The 17,797-nt window shown below is 51.1% G+C and carries 19 protein-coding genes; 1 reads left to right on the top strand and 18 read right to left on the bottom strand.

What is annotated here, in order from left to right:
- Positions 1-100 precede the first annotated feature (100 nt).
- The 17 genes from rplT to hrcA form a co-directional block, all read right to left on the bottom strand.
- Positions 101-484 carry a 50S ribosomal protein L20 gene (gene rplT, locus G445_RS0104395; RefSeq protein WP_022866340.1) on the bottom strand — a complete coding sequence of 128 codons (384 nt, stop codon included), beginning with the start codon at positions 482-484 and terminating at the stop codon, positions 101-103.
- A 29-nt stretch (positions 485-513) separates the two neighbouring features.
- Positions 514-708 carry a 50S ribosomal protein L35 gene (gene rpmI / locus G445_RS0104390; RefSeq protein ID WP_022866339.1) on the bottom strand — a complete coding sequence of 65 codons (195 nt, stop codon included), beginning with the start codon at positions 706-708 and terminating at the stop codon, positions 514-516.
- Between the two features lie 69 nt (positions 709-777).
- Entirely contained in the window at positions 778-1,446 is a 669-nt protein-coding gene (infC, locus tag G445_RS0104385; RefSeq protein WP_022866338.1) for a translation initiation factor IF-3, read from the bottom strand.
- 288 nt (positions 1,447-1,734) lie between these two features.
- Positions 1,735-2,478, bottom strand: a complete 744-nt coding sequence (locus tag G445_RS0104380; protein WP_022866337.1) for a HisA/HisF-related TIM barrel protein — start codon at positions 2,476-2,478, stop codon at positions 1,735-1,737.
- 118 nt (positions 2,479-2,596) lie between these two features.
- Positions 2,597-3,133, bottom strand: coding sequence for a hypothetical protein (locus tag G445_RS0104375; protein WP_022866336.1), 537 nt, complete (start codon positions 3,131-3,133; stop codon positions 2,597-2,599).
- 49 nt (positions 3,134-3,182) lie between these two features.
- Positions 3,183-3,701, bottom strand: coding sequence for a YbhB/YbcL family Raf kinase inhibitor-like protein (locus tag G445_RS0104370; RefSeq protein WP_022866335.1), 519 nt, complete (start codon positions 3,699-3,701; stop codon positions 3,183-3,185).
- 31 nt (positions 3,702-3,732) lie between these two features.
- On the bottom strand, positions 3,733-4,647 hold the full coding sequence (gene uppS, locus G445_RS09690) for a polyprenyl diphosphate synthase (protein ID WP_022866334.1): 915 nt from the start codon (positions 4,645-4,647) through the stop codon (positions 3,733-3,735).
- On the bottom strand, positions 4,644-5,375 hold the full coding sequence (recO, locus tag G445_RS0104360) for a DNA repair protein RecO (RefSeq protein ID WP_022866333.1): 732 nt from the start codon (positions 5,373-5,375) through the stop codon (positions 4,644-4,646). The genes uppS and recO overlap by 4 nt, the downstream gene beginning before the upstream one ends.
- Before the next feature lie 138 nt (positions 5,376-5,513).
- The gene (gene leuA / locus G445_RS0104355) at positions 5,514-7,268 is read right to left on the bottom strand and encodes a 2-isopropylmalate synthase (RefSeq protein ID WP_022866332.1); all 1,755 of its coding nucleotides are present in this window, start codon (positions 7,266-7,268) and stop codon (positions 5,514-5,516) included.
- 172 nt (positions 7,269-7,440) lie between these two features.
- Entirely contained in the window at positions 7,441-9,153 is a 1,713-nt protein-coding gene (locus tag G445_RS09685) for an alpha/beta hydrolase family protein (RefSeq protein WP_022866331.1), read from the bottom strand.
- A complete protein-coding gene (gene era, locus G445_RS0104340) occupies positions 9,154-10,080 on the bottom strand; it encodes a GTPase Era (RefSeq protein WP_245855204.1) in 927 nt (308 codons plus the stop codon).
- Positions 10,067-11,320 (bottom strand): hemolysin family protein, encoded by a 1,254-nt coding sequence (locus tag G445_RS0104335; RefSeq protein WP_022866329.1) that lies wholly within the window; start codon positions 11,318-11,320, stop codon positions 10,067-10,069. The genes era and G445_RS0104335 overlap by 14 nt, the downstream gene beginning before the upstream one ends.
- A 9-nt stretch (positions 11,321-11,329) precedes the next feature.
- Entirely contained in the window at positions 11,330-11,815 is a 486-nt protein-coding gene (ybeY, locus tag G445_RS0104330; RefSeq protein ID WP_022866328.1) for an rRNA maturation RNase YbeY, read from the bottom strand.
- Positions 11,816-11,853: 38 nt separating this feature from the next.
- The gene (locus G445_RS0104325; RefSeq protein ID WP_022866327.1) at positions 11,854-12,834 is read right to left on the bottom strand and encodes a PhoH family protein; all 981 of its coding nucleotides are present in this window, start codon (positions 12,832-12,834) and stop codon (positions 11,854-11,856) included.
- 6 nt (positions 12,835-12,840) lie between these two features.
- The gene (locus G445_RS09680) at positions 12,841-13,815 is read right to left on the bottom strand and encodes a 16S rRNA (uracil(1498)-N(3))-methyltransferase (RefSeq protein ID WP_022866326.1); all 975 of its coding nucleotides are present in this window, start codon (positions 13,813-13,815) and stop codon (positions 12,841-12,843) included.
- Between the two features lie 65 nt (positions 13,816-13,880).
- Positions 13,881-14,987, bottom strand: a complete 1,107-nt coding sequence (gene dnaJ / locus G445_RS0104315; RefSeq protein WP_022866325.1) for a molecular chaperone DnaJ — start codon at positions 14,985-14,987, stop codon at positions 13,881-13,883.
- Positions 14,988-15,249: 262 nt separating this feature from the next.
- On the bottom strand, positions 15,250-16,419 hold the full coding sequence (gene hrcA / locus G445_RS0104310) for a heat-inducible transcriptional repressor HrcA (RefSeq protein ID WP_306718302.1): 1,170 nt from the start codon (positions 16,417-16,419) through the stop codon (positions 15,250-15,252).
- 99 nt (positions 16,420-16,518) lie between these two features.
- On the opposite strand from hrcA, the gene G445_RS0104305 reads away from it, so the two are divergent.
- On the top strand, positions 16,519-17,361 hold the full coding sequence (locus G445_RS0104305) for a DUF3097 family protein (RefSeq protein ID WP_022866323.1): 843 nt from the start codon (positions 16,519-16,521) through the stop codon (positions 17,359-17,361).
- A 45-nt stretch (positions 17,362-17,406) separates the two neighbouring features.
- On the opposite strand, the gene G445_RS0104300 is transcribed toward G445_RS0104305, so the two are convergent.
- Positions 17,407-17,655, bottom strand: a complete 249-nt coding sequence (locus G445_RS0104300) for an ATP-binding cassette domain-containing protein (protein WP_156825547.1) — start codon at positions 17,653-17,655, stop codon at positions 17,407-17,409.
- Between the last annotated feature and the right edge of the window lie 142 nt (positions 17,656-17,797).

Genomic DNA, 17,797 nt, shown 5'->3' with positions numbered 1-17,797 from the left:
TGTGACGTTACGCCACTTTCACGCGGTTAAAGGTGAGAATTTGTTGCGCGCCCTGCTTCCGAGCCGAAACAAGAGAATGGTAACGTCACCTCGCCTGGAACTAGGCGTTGCGGGGTGCGTTCACATCTTCGGGAAGGGCCTTCTTGGCTGCTTCAACAACTGCGACGAAGCCTGCGGCGTCGTTCACGGCCATTTCGGCGAGCTGACGGCGATCAACTTCGATTCCTGCGAGGTTGAGGCCTTGGATAAAGCGGTTGTAGGTCATGCCTTCTGCGCGAACAGCAGCGTTGATGCGCTGGATCCAGAGCTTGCGGAAGTTGTTCTTGCGCTTCTTACGATCCTGGTAGCTGTAAACGAATGAATGTGTGACCTGTTCCTTCGCCTTACGGTAAAGGCGGGAACGCTGACCGCGGTAACCTGAGGCGCGATCGAGTACTGTGCGACGCTTCTTCTTGGCGTTAACTGAGCGCTTCACGCGTGCCATGTGTTTCTCCTTTTAAATAAAAATGTGGTTTAGCGGCCGAGCAAACGGTTGACCGTTGGGATATTTGCCTTATCAACGACTTCGTCGCGGGAAAGGCGACGCTTGCGTCGTGAGGACTTGTGCTCGAGCAAGTGGCGCTTGTTGCGCTGTTCACGCATGAGCTTGCCGCTACCGGTTACACGGAAACGCTTTTTAGCACCGGAGTGCGTTTTCATCTTTGCCATTGATTCTTTTCCTTATCTTATGCCTACGGCATTGCTGGTTTGCCAGCGCGGATAGACCTCCCGCGGGCCCTAGTTTTGTGGTTCTTCTGTCCCTGTTTCTGTTCCGCGTTGTGCATCTGCGCGCTTTTGAGCTTTTGCTTTGCGTTGTGCGCGTTCTGCTTCGCGGCGCCTGCGTTGATCCGATTTCGCTTCGGTTTTACGACGGGTGGGCGCCAAAACCATGGACATGTTACGACCATCAGCACGTGGGGCTGCTTCCACGGTGGAAACTTCAGCGAGTTCTTCTGCTAATCCTTTGAGCAGACGCACACCCATTTCTGGGCGGGACTGTTCACGGCCACGGAAACGTAAATCGAACTTCACTTTATCCCCAGAGTTCAGGAAGCGAAGTGCCTGATTCTTTTTTGTATCGTAATCATGCTCATCAATTTTGAGTCCGATACGAATGGACTTGATTTGTGCATTGGACTGGTTTCGGCGTGCTTCACGGGCTTTTTGTGCGGATTCGTATTTAAACTTTCCGTAGTCCATCAGCTTTGCTACTGGCGGGTTGGAATTGGGTGCCACCTCAACTAAATCAAGGTTGGCTTCAACAGCAAGACGCAGTGCATCTTCTGTACGCACAACACCGACCTGTTCGCCACCTGGACCTACCAGACGCACTTTCGGGACGTGAATGCGATCATTTACACATGGTTCGTTGTTAATTGCAGTTCCTCTGTTCCTCAACGTGGACATAACGCACGGAGTACTCCCGAGGCATACGACTAAAAGTCATTGCATAAAGACCCGCTACCCCGGAAGCGATTTCTTCCAACCTTAATAAGGCGGGTGGCTAGGTGGGATTTCTCCACTTGCGTTACCGGCGGGATGCCGGTTAGTCGCATAATAGTTTACATACGCCTGCATCTTATTGCAAGGCACAACTCGCTTATCTTCTGTGAGACCCCTTACGTAACATATGCCGAGTTAACAAATGTCGAGCTAACAGACTTCCGAGGCTATGGAAGTGTGAAAAATATTTATCTAATGCTGTGGCCCGGCAACTCGAAGAGCATCCACAAAATTAATCTGCCCTACATAAAAGGCTTTGCCTATAATCGCGCTATCGACCTTAGGAGAAAGTCCACGAAGTTCCCTAATGTCCTCAAGCGAAGCAATACCGCCGGAAGCAGTGAGGGGAATATCCGTTTGGGAAGAAACCCGAGTGAGCACATCTAAAGCCGCGCCAGCTAGTGCCCCGTCGCGAATCGTATCTGTAACAACAAGATGGCCGGCTCCCTCAAGAAGCCCGGAATCCAACAACTCCCACACGTTACCCACGTGTTCACCGCTACCACGAGCAATAATTTCGTCGCCGTTAATATCAATCCCCACGGCAATCATGGGTCCGTAGGTATCCAAAATTTTGCGGATACCGTGAGGGTCGCTCAAGGCGGTGGCGCTCAAAACAACCCTGCGCGCACCCGCATCCACTGAACGTTTCACATCCGCGAAGTTACGTATCCCGCCGGAAAGCTCTACCGAAATATCGACCTCGGCAACAATTTGAGCCAAAAGCTCCGTATTGTATCCGCGCTGAAAGGCAGCATCAAGGTCAACAAGATGAACCCATGCGGCCCCAAGATCAAGAAATTCCCGAACCACATCGGCTGCCTGCCCAAAATTTCCGCCGTCAATAGCGCCCCTGGTGAGGCGGACAGCCTTCCCCTGATGGACGTCAACTGCGGGAAGCAACTGAAGGGATGGGAATGTGGTGGTTGTATCCATTGCGATGCGTTGCCTTTACTTGTCTGTGAGTTGCTCTCTCAACCTGTACCGCTAGGTGTTTGACGGTGTGGGTTGCCTTTACTTATCTGTGGGATGCACCCTCAGTGATTACTCGCTTTTACTTATCTGTGGGTTCTTCTCCAAGCATTCCGGCAATTTGCTCGATGTCTTCACGAGTCACATCCGCCGTCGAAATAATGTCTAAATCTTCAGGGAGACCCTCGCCCACAACAATATTCTCAACATCTAGATCCAAACCATTGAGCAACAAACCGGACGCAATTTCTTCACCCGGCTCCCCTTCCAGGAAACGGCGAGCGCGAACCATTCCCGATACCCCCGGTTCAAAACCTTCCTCGCTATCGTCCACATTCACGTCCATTAAAACCACCCCATACGGGCTGAGGCTAGAGAGGAGAGCGGCAACAAGAGCGCCGTTATCGCTCGGAGATTGCGGTTCATCATCGGGAAGTTCTCCCGTAATTTGGCGAATATCCCATTCGTCGTACACGGGTACGGGCAGGTTACGGAATACGATGACGCCTGCAGATGTCATGCACACCTGCACATCCAAGGAATGAAGTGCGCAAATTCCGGCAACAACTTTGACGTTGTTGAAGGGTGTGAGGATAGAGTAACGACGAATTTCTGTCATATTGAGGTCCTGTTTATTGTTTATGTTCCGTATTCGCCCGAGTAAACTTTTAGTTTTCCCAAGTTCCCGTGAGCAAACCGCGCCCTAACACGTGTGGACGGGAAAGGAAATACGCGATTGCGGGGCGTGTTTCACGGTCCAGCTCAAGAACGGTATCCAACGCAAGAACCGCGAAAATATAGCGGTGTGGGCCATGCCCCTGGGGTGGAGTTGCTCCCTGGAAAGTTGGCGCTCCCCCGTCGTTCTTCAACGTAAGCGTACCCTCGGGCATATCGTTACTTCCACCGGCAGCAATACTCGTAGTTTCGGGATCAACATTAATCGCAACCCAATGCCAATACCCGGAAGGCGTAGGCGCATCGGGATCATAGCAGGAAATAAGGAGGCTTTTGGTGCCTTCCGGCGCTTTATCCCAGGAAAGTTGCGGATTTTTATCGGCACCTAATGGGCGAGTTCCCGCGCCCGTCGCGGTTTCGGGAAGCGATGCGCCGTCCGCAAAATCTGTGCTTCGCAGGTGAAGATCAACCTGACCTGCGGGTAAATCCTTATAGGGTTCGTATTCTCGCATGGTTGTCCTTTCTCTATAACGCCCAGTGGCGTCACTCTTCACCAGCAACCTTATTCATCTTATCAACTTTATCTACCGCACCACCGAAACGCCGATCACGATTTTCATAATCAACACACGCAGTCCACAGTGCGCCACGCTCAAATTCCGGCCACGGCAACGGCGAAAAATACAACTCCGCATACGCAGATTCCCACATGAGGAAATTCGACGTCCGCAGTTCGCCGCCCGTGCGAATAAGCAGGTCTACTGGACGCATCGCGGGCGAATACAGATGCTCGGCAACAGTTTTTTCCGTGATTTTCGACGGTTGTAGCTCGCCCCTCGCAACCTTTTCCGCTATGGCACGTGTAGCGTCTACGATTTCGCTGTGGCCGCCATAGTTAATGCAGAGATTAAGAACCAGCCCGGTATTGTGTTGTGTGAGCGCGACGGCCTCACGTATTTCTTTCAAAACTGAGGACCACAGGCGCCCCTCACGCCCACACCAGCGGACTTGGACGTTCCAGCTGTGGAGTTGGTTGCGGTTAGTACGGATAATATCGCGGGAAAAACCCATGAGGAAGGCGACTTCACGCGGGCTACGTCGCCAATTTTCTGTGGAAAAAGCGTAGACGGAGAGTTCTTTAATGCCCACTTCTCGCGCGCCGGCAATGACATCCATGAGGGAACGCTCCCCCATTTTGTGCCCTTCGGTGCGCGGTTTTCCGCGTTTATTAGCCCAGCGGCCGTTACCGTCCATCACAATGGCAACGTGGTCGGGAATCTTGCGAAGGTGAGGCGGGGTGAGGCCGGGGCGGTGTTCCGGCGTGGGTGTTTCGTGATGGGGTTGAGCAGACGTGTCAGAATGCTCTGCAGCCAGCACGACGTTATCAGTGTGGACGGAACTATCAGGACATTCTCGGGTAGTGTTGGCGTGAGGTTGACGGGGTGCCTCAGGGTTCATGAACTTTCCTCCACAAGATCGAGGGAACGAATACGGCGTTCCATATGCCACTGGACATATTGTTTCACAAGAGTGGTGACGATGTGGATGCTCATGGGGCTGGCATTATCCACATCTTCCCATTTTCCGTGTGCGAGCCCGCGCAAAAGCATGACGGATTCTTCATTAAGATAGGAAGAATTTTGAGAAGCGCAATTTTCGCACACCATACCGCCCGATTGGACGTGAAAAGCCTGAAGATGTGACGTTCCGCCACACAGTGCGCAAGAATCCAGGGCTATAGCCCACCCGGCTAAAGCAAGAGCGCGCAAAAAATACGAATACATAATTAGCTCGGGCGCGTGTTCCTGGCGAGCTAAAGACGCCAATGCGCCCGCAAACAAGCGATACGCGGGGCGATCTTCTTCCTGCTCGGCACCGAGTTTTTCCGCGGTTTCTGCCATGGCATAAGCGCAGGTGTAGGCCTCGTAGTTGGCAGAAATAACCCTGCCGAAATGGTGTAAACCCTCGACTTCCGTCACGATGTCCAGGCTTTTACCCCGATATAGTTGCACATTCACGAGTGAGAAAGGCTCAAGGCGTGCGCCGAACCGAGATTTTGTTCGGCGCACGCCTTTGGCAACCGCACGCACAATTCCATGTCTGTGCGTAATAAACGTTATGATGCGATCGGCTTCACCTAAATCGTGGGTACGCAAAACGGCTGCGGTATCAGAGTAGAGCTTCACGGCGAACTCCTCTCTACGTCACGCAAAAACTTGCGTACACCACGATGTCAGAATCAAGTTTCACGGCTTATACCTTATGGGTTACGTAAAAACTTGCATAAACCCTGATGTTACAGCACAGCTTCACTGCCTCTAACCTTAACGATGTGCGCGGTTAATAGCAGAAATAATGGCCTTCAAACCTGCACGAGTTGTTGAGGTGTGGATACCGCAACCCCACAGAATCTGCCCGTCAACATCACATTCAATATATGCGGCTGCCGGTGCATCCTTACCTTCACTCAACGCATGTTCGCTATAATCCAACACCTTAACGTTTTCGCCCATGTGTCCCATGATTTCAATAAATGCGTGAATCGGCCCGTTACCTTCACCCGAAACAACATGTTCCACATCGTCAGCTTGACTTGTCACGTGGGCTGTCATATGTGTGACGCCAGCCTTTGTATTCGTAAATTCAAAGGCGCGCAAACGGTAACGTCCCCAACGTTCTTTTGTTTGAGAAGAAGGCAGGTATTCGTTCTTAAACAAATCCCACAGAAGCTCGGCGGTAACTTCCTTACCTGTCTCAGCCGTCCAGTTCTTTACAAGATGCGAAAGCTCAACCTGCATACGGCGTGGCAACTCCATGTGGCGCGTCGCCTGCATGAGATATGCAACTCCGCCCTTACCGGACTGAGAGTTAACACGCACAACCGCATCGTAATTACGCCCAACATCTTTCGGATCAATAGGAAGATACGGAACTGTCCAGGGGACCTTGGTTTCGTCGCCCCCTGCTTTTTTCACATCTTCGCGACGCCTCTCCCAGCCCTTCTTAATCGCATCCTGATGGGACCCCGAGAATGAGGTGTACACCAGACGGCCAGCATAAGGCAGGCGCGGATGCACATCCATCTGGTTGCAATGTTCAGAAATTTCAATGATTTCATCCATATTGGAAAAATCAAGTTGAGGATCGATTCCCTGAGAGAACAAATTCATGCCAACCGTCACCAAATCAAGGTTTCCGGTACGCTCCCCCTGCCCAAACAGGCAACCTTCCAAACGATCCGCGCCGGCAAGCATCGCAAGTTCAGCCGTCGCCGTACCGGTTCCACGATCATTATGGTTATGTGCAGACAACGCAATAAATTCACGACGAGACAAGTTCCGGGACATATACTCAATCTGATCCGCATACACATTCGGTGTGGAACGTTCAACAGTTGTCGGCAGATTCAACACGATTTCGCGGTCCGCTCCAGGCTGCCACACATCCATGACGGCCTCGCAAACCTCCAAAGCGTAATCCAGCTCGGTGTCCACAAAAATTTCCGGCGAATACTCGAAGCCAGCAATCGTTTCATCCCCGAGCACCTTCTCCATATAGGCGGTTGCTTCCTGGGTGCCCTGAATGGCGAGCTGTTTAATACCGGCACGATCGGAATGGAACACCACATCGCGGAATACCGGAGAGGTTGCGTTATACAAATGAAGAGTTGCGCGGTGGAACCCCTTCATGGAGTCCACGGTTTTATGAATAAGATCCGGGCGAGACTGCGTAAGAACAGAAACCGTGACGTCTTCGGGAACAGCATCTGTTTCGACGAGGCTACGAACAAAATCCCAATCGGCTTGAGAAGCGGCCGGGAAACCAATTTCAATTTCTTTGAACCCCATCTTGACCAGAAGGTCAAACATTGCACGTTTACGCTTCGGGTCCATAGGTTCAATCAGCGCCTGATTTCCGTCGCGCAAATCGGTAGACAACCAGCGTGGCGCGTGAGTAATCCGGTTATTAGGCCAGGTACGATCGGGAAGGCTGACGGGGTTTGTGTCGAGGAAATGACGATACTTCTGATAGGGCATTCCCGAAGGCTGTTGACGATTGGCTACTCCTGAGGTCTTCATAACATCTTCTCTTTTTCTAGGGTAAAAATTTTCGGTTGTATGACCGGCACGAGAAACCCCGCCGCGAGGAGCCTGTCTCTAAGACTCGCGACGGCAGGTAAGGAGAAGCAAAACCTTTCGCATGTGTTCCATTCTAACCCTTTATTTCTCAAAATATCTTGAAGCAGACCTATCATCTCATTAACGTCGGGAAAACGTTGAGGTATGTGAGGATAGCGAGAGCGCCGATTTGCCACGCAAAATTCAATATCATCGCCATTTTCACGGGCAAAGATATATCCGCCCACATCTCACGGCTCTTCCACAACGCCCGTATTCCTGCCCCAACGGCACAACATGCCAGGAGAGTAACAGCAATAAAACCACCCCGAATAATGAGGTCATTTTGCAGATAATTGAGGGCGGTGTACGCAACCTGTTTGATGTACCACACGTAGGCAAGAAGGGTGGCAAGAAGTACTGCGCCTGAAGCCATGCTCGGCGAAAGCATACGAAGAATATCGGAAACCGTACGTCCTTTTCGCCTCAAACACGCAACAATACTCATCACCAAAGCCAACACCAACAACACGGGAACTGTTGCATACAGCATGAGAAGATACGGGATAGGCATCAACGATTCTGCCACAATTGGCGGAACAGCGAAGCCCTGATCCGGTTGATCGCCGGCAATTCTCGGCTCAGCATGGGAACTTTCAGGTAGTGTATTCACCCAATCGGAAACGTCCTGCATCGCCTGCCCGGAAATTTTCTTCTTCTTATCTTGAAGTCCGTGATCGCGCCCCTCATAGTAGCGAATGGTCAGGTTCTCGTTACCGGCCTTGCGTAAATCCTCACGCATCGCAACCGGCCCCTGCTCCACCGGCATGGACTTATCGCCCGTTCCGTACAGCATCATCACGGGAACATGTATTTCTTGCTGATAGAGAGAAGGATTGAAATCAAAATATTCCAGGTTCCCTGCCCCAAAATTCTGTCCCAAAATTTTCTTCAAATTATTGCTGAACCGCTCAGGAGCGTGAATACTTTGCATATATGTTTGCGCAGCATAACTTCCCTGGCTACGAATCGGTAGCACGGGCGCGCTAATAAACGCAACATATTTAATTGCAGGATTCGTTGCCGCCACAATCGGGGAAACAAAACATCCTTCCGATACCGAATAAATCCCAGACTTATCAGCATCAATATCAGATGCCACAATCATCTGGTTAAAAACATCGTTCACATCCCGAGCAAGCGCTAGGTAATCACGATGAAGGGTCGAGTAGTTATCAATCCGTTTTTGCGGAACATAAGTAATAATCCCGGTTGAGGCAATCAAATTAGCTTCACGCCTAAAAGCACTGGGTTTATCAGTCCCCGTCCCGTGAATAAATAACATTCCGGGGCGTTTTCCTTCCCCGCTCAAAGGTTTTGTCACCTCAACAGGAACGGTTACCCCGTCGCGTAAACGAACCTCACGCATTTCGCGTTCCGTTTCATACGTTTGTGTTGGCGTACACCCAGATTCTAAACAGGAACCTATTTTTGTGTTCTTCGTTTGCGATATGACGCGCTGGTTAATAGGTTTCGGATCCCAATGTGGCCCCATATTGATCCCGATCACACCCAGGAAAAGTATGGTCAGCAACCACACGAGCATAAACGTCAAGGGACGCATACGTGTTTTTTTCAGGGTTGACGACGGTTCACTCCCGTTTTCTGTAAGGAGCATTTCGTCGCCATCACCATTCTTCGTGGGCGCGGGCTCGCTCCCATTATTCGTGGGAACAGAATCGCTACGTTCCGAATTTGTCGTCGTAGAAAAAACTCTTTGTTGACGCGACGGGTTTGCAGAAGAACGCCAACTCGAAAAAATATGGAAATAACGTTGTAACGCCACTTAGAACCCCAAACGATCCAACATTTTCGGGTTACGTTGCCAATCCTTAGAGATTTTAACGTGGAGCATAAGATACACCCGGACACCTAAAAAGTTCTCAATAGCGTGGCGTGCCTGACTTCCTATTTCGCGAAGGCGGGCGCCTTTTTTGCCAATAATAATGCCCTTTTGGGAGTCGCGTTCCACGTGAATAGAGGCGTGTATTTTCAAAAGTGGCGTTTTTTGGGGAGTTGTGGTTTCTTGCATTTCGTCAATGGTGACGGCAAGGGAATGCGGAAGTTCCTGACGCAACTTTTCCAACCCCGCCTCACGAATCAGCTCAGAAATCAAAGTTTCTTCACTCTGATCCGAGACGGCATCCAAAGGATAAAGTGGCGGAGAAAGCGGGAAATGGCGAATAATCGTGGAGGTTAAAATATCAACCTGATTATTTTTAGGCGCGCACACCGGCACAATCTCGGAAAAATCATGAACGGCTGAAATTTCAACAATTTTTTCCGCCAGTTCTTCTTTGTTGATCGTATCGATTTTGGTTATCGCAGCAATAATTGGAACCCGCGATTTGAGCGCAAGATCAAGAAGGTAGCGGTCACCCGGCCCTACTTTTTCATTCGCCGGGAAACACATGACGATAACGTCCACATCGGAGAGGGAATCGCGCACCATATCACCGAGGCGCTCCCCGAGGAGAGTTCGCGGGCGGTGCATACCGGGCGTGTCAACAAGAATTGCTTGCCCTTCATCTGTGCTCACAATGGCGCGAATAATGCGGCGTGTGGTTTCGGGACGGTCGCTCGTAATCGCAACCTTCCTGCCAACCATGGCATTCGTCAGGGTTGATTTACCTGCATTTGGGCGACCAACAATACTAGCAAAACCCGCCCGGTAATGTTCAGGAACCTCACCCAACATGTTATTCTCCTTCACGCTCGTCTCGTTCTTTCGGTGCACGTTTCGCAATCACGGTTGCCAAACGTCGCCGTCGCCCTTCAAAACGGTCCGCTTCAATATCGATTCCTTCAATAATGGCACGAGATTCCGCGATTGGCACACGCCCGAGGTGTTTTGTGAGTAGCCCCCCAACCGTGTCCACATCGTCGTCGTCCCATTCCATACCAAAAAGTTTACCCACGTCATCAACTGGGGTTCGTGCGGGAATACGGTACACACCCGGTTCGATTTCCTCTATTTCGGATTCGGAACGGTCGTGTTCATCGGAAATTTCGCCGACGAGTTCCTCCACCAAATCCTCAATCGTAACAAGTCCCGCAATCCCACCGTATTCGTCCACAACAATATCAATATGAACCTGATCGGCCTGCATCTCGCGTAACACATCGTCCACAAGTTTTGTTTCGGGAATAAAAACAGGTTTACGCATAAGATCCGAGATGGAGACGTTATCGGCATTACGGCGGTGAATACGCCGGATAACATCTTTCACATAGAGAATTCCCGAAATGTGGTCGATGGAATCTTTGTACACGGGAACACGAGAATAGCCGGACCTGGTGAATAGTGAGAGGGCTTTATCTAGACTTGCGTCCTGTTTAATCGCAATAATATCTGTTCGGGGAACCATCACTTCACGCACGCGCGTTTCACCCATGTCAAACAAGGACTGCAAAATATCGCGTTCGTTATCCTCAATTGCTTCGGACTCACTCATTCGTTCGAGCATAACCGCAAGCTGATTTTCCTGGCGGGCTTCCGTTTCTTCCGGGGTAACATCACGTTCAGCCGTAATAATGGCGAAAAATCGTGACAGCGGGGCAACCCACCAGGCGGTACGTGAAATAACGCGAATGTGGCGAGAAATCCCGAAACTTAAGGGACGAAATGCCGCGAAAAGGAGTGCAGAAATCGTGGTGAGGGAAGAGTAAATCGTGATAACTTGCCACCATCGGGGCAGATCGTGGAGAAGGGCGAGGCTTAAGGTGATTCCGTAGGTTGCCATGCTAATAATACGAAGGCAGGCTAAACCAACGGTGGCTGCCGGACGCCGGTTCATAATATCCATGATTTTCGCGCCACGTTTGCCGTGTTGCGTGAAATATTCTGCTGCTTCGGTGCGCGTCATGCGTCCGAGTGCGGAAGTGATAATTGTGCACCACAGCGAGAAAAAGAGGCTGAGCGCCGCAACCGTGTAGAGAATAACTGTAGGCATATGCGCTACTTACACCTCCGTCGGGCGAGGGTCTCCCCCACCACGTTCGGCAAGAAATACGAGGAGAATTTTTCGTTGAAGGGCAAACATCGTTTCTTTTTCTTCCGGTTCGGCGTGATCGTAACCGAGAAGATGCAGGATTCCGTGTGTGACGAGAAGGAGAATTTCTTCTGCCGTCGAATGTCCCATATTATGTGCCTGACGCTGGGCAACACTCGGGCACACAATAATATCTCCCAACATTCCCGGACGTGATTCTTCACCGACATGTGGTGGGCGAATTTCGTCCATCGGGAAGGACATTACGTCGGTTGGCCCTTCAATATCCATCCATTTCACATGTAAATCTGACATGGTGTCCTCATCAACAAGGACGACGGAAAGGTCCGCCTGGGGGTGGACACGCATATAATCTAAGGCGTACCGGGCAAGGTCTGAAATTTCTTGCAGGTCAGGCGCGGGGCTGAAACCCGATTCGTCGTTCACTTCAATCATGATTGTGCCCTATCTTTCGTTTCTCATCGTCACAAACTCTACCTGTAACTGTCCTGACGATTATCCCAGCGCGAATAAGCGTCGATAATATCACCCACAAGGCGGTGGCGAACCACATCGGCACTATCGAGTTCGCAAAAACGAATACCTGGGACGTCGCGCAAAATACGGCGAACCAGTTTCAGCCCGGAAGTTTTATTTCCAGGCAAATCCACCTGGGTGCTGTCGCCCGTCACGACCATTGTGGAGTTAAAACCGAGGCGGGTAAGGAACATTTTCATTTGTTCGGGGGTGGTATTTTGGGCTTCGTCGAGAATAACGAAGGCGTCGTTGAGGGTTCGCCCGCGCATATAGGCAAGGGGTGCAACTTCAATTGTTCCGGCGGCCATGAGTTTCGGGATAGATTCGGGGTCGAGCATATCGTACATGGCGTCGTATAGTGGGCGAAGGTAAGGATCGATTTTATCGTTGAGGGTTCCGGGCAGGAAGCCGAGGGACTCGCCTGCCTCTACGGCCGGGCGGGTTAAAATAATGCGTTTGACCTGGCGCGAGTTCAGCGCCTGAACGGCTTTTGCTACAGCCAAATATGTTTTCCCTGTTCCCGCCGGGCCGATTCCGAAGGTAATGGTGTGTTCTGAAATTGCGTCAACATAGGCTTTTTGACCCAGTGTTTTCGGGCGAATTGTTTTCCCGCGAGCCGATAATATGTCCGCTTGGATGAGCGTTGTGGGGTTCATCAAGCCCTTTTTTGCAATGGTGATGGCGCGCCCAACCGTATCACTGGTAAGGGTTTCGCCGTCGGCAACTACATCAATAAGCTCCCCTATAAGCGTTGCTGCCACATCAACATCTTGCTGATCACCAGAAATTGTAATCCTGTGATCTAACACGTGAATATTCGCCGGTTCCAGGCCTTTTTCTAGGGTTCTGAGCACTTCATCGCGATGCCCGAGAAGGCGTAGCAGAGAAACGTGCTCAGGGACTGTGAGGATTCGCTGAGAAATGTTTTGTTGCGTCATTACGTCCTATCGTAGCCGTTTACCTGGATTGTTGCGATAAGTTACCAGTTCGCAATCTTCTGTATCGCTGTGTGTTTGATGTGTGGTGGTTTCGTGTTGATCCGAGCCTATATGCGAACATGCCACCGCGTTAGTGTCTGTTGTGTGGTATGCGCGTTGTGATGTTGCGGTTGTTTCGGGTTTCGCTGTCTTTTGCACCCCATTATCTGTTGTGTTGTTGTCTATACGTGAAAAAATTGTTGCTATTGCGTAAGCTCCTGCGGTTGCACTACGCAAAACATGGTTGCCTAATAGAACCGGGGTGGCTCCCGCCTGCGTGAAGAAATCGAGCTCTTCGGGGGAAATTCCGCCTTCAGGACCAACAATAATGGCTATCTGCGCGGGTTGTTCTTGTGAAGACTCGGCAAAAAGGGCAGAAAAGGGGATGTGGGCAAGTTTGAGCTGTGCCTCTTCGTGGCATATAAATATCGTGTGGTGATCGAGAAGAGCGGGTAGGCCGCGTGTTGAGACTACGTTCTCAACACGCGGGATGAATGTACGACGGGCTTGTTTCGCCGCGGCCTTCGCAGTTGCCTCCCAGCGAGCCTTACCCTTGTGCTCTTTACCTTTCCACGACGCAATACTGCGTGAGGACTGCCAGGGAATGAAACGCATGGCGCCGAATTCCGTGCAGGTTTCTACCGCCTGTTCATCTCTTCCTCCCTTTGCGAGAGCTTGAACAATCGTAATGGATGGGTGAGGTTTCTGGTCTTTTCCGCTATGAACAACACGTGCTTCAAGGAGCTTTTTTTCTGTATGTGTTACTTCGCATTCAGCCCAGAAACCGGCACCATCGGATAGAAGGACGTGTTCACCAACAGTAATCCTGCGAGCATTCACCGCATGACGTGCTTCATCTCCGTCAAGGGTAAGCTGGCTCCCGGCTTGTGCGGGCCTGCCCGCACAAGCCGCCGTCGTCGTAAAGAAAAGTGGAAGTGTCACCTTGCACCCCAATTTTTCCGACCCATTATCTCGGCTCCCATCCACACTGTGCGCTCGTCCATTATTTACTTGAACTTCTCACGCATTTTTTCAAAAAAGCCCGGTTTTTCTTCCGTAAGCACCACATCGGAGACGGTTTCACCGCGAAGCTCCGCTAGTTCGCGCAACAGCTTTTCCTGGCGATCATCGAGGTTTGTTGGGGTTTTTACGGCGACTCGTATTTTCATGTCCCCGCGTCCACGCCCATTAACCTGCGTGGCGCCAAGGCCCTTGAGGGTTAGCGTATAGCCGGATGATGTTCCGGTGGGGATTGTTATCTCTTTATCGCCATCGAGGGTGGGGATTGTTGCGGTTGTGCCGAGAGCTGCACTCGTCATAGGAATTTGGATCTCGCCCTGAAGCTCATCGCCCACACGATGGAAAATAGGATGCTCGGCAACCTGAATTTCCACGTAGACATCGCCTTCTGGCGCTCCGAAGCTTCCCGCGTCTCCTCTACCAGCCAGGCGCACACGCATCCCTGTATCTACACCGGCTGGAATCTTGACGCTAAGAGTTTTTTCTTCGCGGGTGCGCCCTTGCCCGCGACATGCCTTACACGGGCTGGCGATCACGGTTCCATGCCCTTCGCACGTTGGGCAGGGCGCGTGAGTAACCATTTGCCCAAAGAGAGAATTCGTCACGCGCTGAACGCTTCCTTGCCCCTGGCAGTTGTGGCAGGTTACGGGCGAGGTTCCGGGAGTGCAACCATTGCCGGTACATGTCGCACAACGAACAAAGAAGGTTTCTGTCAGCTCTTTCGTCGTCCCAAAAACGGCTTCTTCTAAGGTGATGCTGAGACGAATGAGAATGTCCTTACCGCGTTCTCCGCGGGGTACCGGGCCTCCGCCACCCATCGAGCCACCAAAGAAACTGGAGAAAATATCTCCCATGTCGAAGCCGAATCCGCCCGGGCCACCCATGCCCATGCTTGGCCCACCCATATCGTATTTTCTGCGGGTTTCTTCATTGCTGAGAACCGTGTAGGCTTCATTCACTGCTTTATACTGTTCTTCAGCTTCTGGGCCGGCGTGATCGGGGTGGAGTTTGCGCGAAAGCTTCAGGTAGGCTTTCCGGATTTCTTGTTGGCTTGCGTCTTTCGCAACGCCAAGTGTTTCATAGTAATCAGCCAAGGCGGGTTCTTACTCTTTCACTAGTTAATGGACAAATGAACGGATTGGGTAGCGAATCAATGTGTGGCACATCAATCCATCTGCCAACAAATCTGGCACATTCACCATATTCTACAAAGATATGGTGAGAGCACAACACTTTTCCTCACATAACGACGTTATGGTGACAACAATCGTAAAAATATGTGGATAGTGCAATACGAGAGCATATTTTCGGGGTGGTGAGGTATTGCGCGGACTCTATTCATTATTGGCACCTGCATTATGTTGAGGACAACAGTCCCGATAAATAATTGGATACCGCCTGTGTGGCAGCAATATTCGCCGCGTAGTCCATGCGCGTTGGCCCCACAATACCGATACGCGCCACTCCGTGCCCGGAATCTGAATAAACGGTTGAGATAACAGAGGCCTCGCTGAGATTCTCGTGCTCATTTTCAGAACCGATGGTGACAGCGGTGCGACTATGCATATCGGAGAGGAGACGTAAAATAACCACCTGCTCTTCCAGAGCGTCCAGCACCGGCGCGATTGAATGAGCAAAGTCAACGGCGTGCCGGGAAAGGTTCGCTGTTCCCGTGAGCGTTATGCGTTCCTCAGCATCGTCTTTCACACAGTCCTCAACCGCCGTCGCAATTTGGCTGGCAATATGGGCTACATCCGGCGCGCGGCGTTCCTGAGTCCCTGCATCGATATTGTCATGGCGTTCTACCGTGTGTCTCCTCGCAATATCCGCTATCACCAGCGCTAGCTCCCGTAGAGGCTCCCCCGCCCCTCGCATATTAATTTCGCGAAGCATGTCCTCGATATCGTCGAAACACACCTCGGGGAAAACACGCAACAACCGCTGTTCCACACGTCCAACGCTGGTAATGAGAACGAGGAGCGCACGCCCGGGAGCCAAGGAAATAACGTCCATATGCCGCAAACGCACTTTTTCCAGGGAAGGATATTGGATCACCGCAACTTGGTGGGTGAGCTGAGAAAGGAGCCTGCCGGCCCGCGCCAGGGCGTCATCTAAATCGAGAGATTCGGCAAGAAAACGTTGAATCGCAAGTTTCTCCGCGCGTTTGAGTGGCGTTAATTCGGGCAAGGTATCCACATAGGCACGATATCCTGCATCGGTGGGAATACGTCCGGCGGAGGTGTGTGGTTGCGTAATATATCCGGCGGCTTCAAGGATGGCCATATCGTTACGAACGGTTGCTGGGGAAACGCCCAAATTGTAGCGTTCCACCAGTGTTTTCGACCCCACAGGTTCACGTGTTGTCACGTAATCACGCACAATGGCTTCAAGGACGCGCGCTCTGCGTTCCTTCGCTGCCATCTTTCCCCCTTTCTGTGTGGAAATCTTGAAGTTCTTGACCTTCTGTTTCGCCGTCACCCGTTTGTGGTGGTTGTACGACGACGATAAACGGACGAAGTTCAGCACTCACATACCCTGAGTGCTAATTCTATGACTCTTCTAGTGTAAACGTCTAAGCTTGTCTCGTACTGCATACACACCAAGAGCGAAATATAAGGAGTCCGCGTGTTCGATTTTTACGGTAATGATGTGTTAACGCATGACCCTTACGATCGGCGGCGTCAATCACGAGATATTCATATTGCCCAGGGCCTACTTATTGAGGATGTTCAATCCGGTTTTGTGGGTGAAGTGATGAGTTTTGGGCGCGTTGCCGGGAAATGGCAGATGGAGTTGGAAGGACGTGGCGGGGTTCGGCGTTCTTTTCCGTTGGGTAAAGGCTATTGGATTGAGGGTGTGCCCGTTAATATTCTTCCGCCCGTTTCTGTTAACGCGCCTCAACGCCGTAAAGTCACGGCTTCGGGTTCTTTCCATGTTGAGCATCGTGCTCGTGTTGCGAAGGCTTCACGTATTTGGGTGGAGGGTAAGCATGATGCTGAGCTTATTCAAAAAGTGTGGGGTGAGGATTTAGCTTTGGAAGGTGTTGTGGTGGAAGAGCTTTTGGGCGTAGATAATCTTCCGCAAGTTCTTGCCGATTTTCATCCCTCGAATTCTTGCCGTGCCGGTGTTCTTGTGGATCATCTTGTTCCGGGTTCGAAGGAATCACGGATTGCTCAGAGCGTTGCCGGTGAGGGCGTGCTTGTTCTCGGGCATCCCTATGTTGATGTGTGGCAGGCGGTAAAACCGGCTTGTCTTGGCTTGCGCGCCTGGCCTACGGTTCCTCTCGGTGAAGATATTAAGGTGGGGACGCTCAAGCGTATGGGGTGGCCACATCATACGCCGGAGGATATTGGCAAAGCTTGGGCTAGGATTCTCAGTAAAGTTCAAAGCTATAAAGATATTGAACCTGCTCTTTTGGGGCGAATGGAAGAACTTATTGATTTTGTTACGGCTTCGGGCACGCGTTAACCTAAACCTACGCGCTAATTACTTTTTACGACGACAATAACCGTGTTATCCGAGGATAATAATCTCCGGATCATTGACTAATGCGCGCGCCAACGCCGTCCTTTGACACTCCCCGCCAGACAACGTCGTGACACGTCGCCCTACAGGAACACTCAACTCCCCCAACAAGGACACGACCCGAGAACTCACATCAGAATCATCCACATCACCACTTACGCCATCACTATCGCCCATACCTGCATCACCAGAATTATCCGAATCACCCGAAGCCTTCTTTTTACCTCGCGTATTCATCCACACCGGAAACAATCATCTACTATACATATTATAAAAAAGAGGAATATATTGAATTCTAAATATTTCTAACATTGAACATTTAGATGCTTCCACATTTATTTCCTCCATTGTATCAATAATCTAAATAACCATCATATTC

It is taken from the genome of Actinotignum urinale DSM 15805 (assembly GCF_000420445.1).
In the GTDB taxonomy this organism is placed as follows: Bacteria; Actinomycetota; Actinomycetes; order Actinomycetales; family Actinomycetaceae; genus Actinotignum; species Actinotignum urinale.
This window is presented reverse-complemented; position numbering and strand designations above follow the sequence as displayed.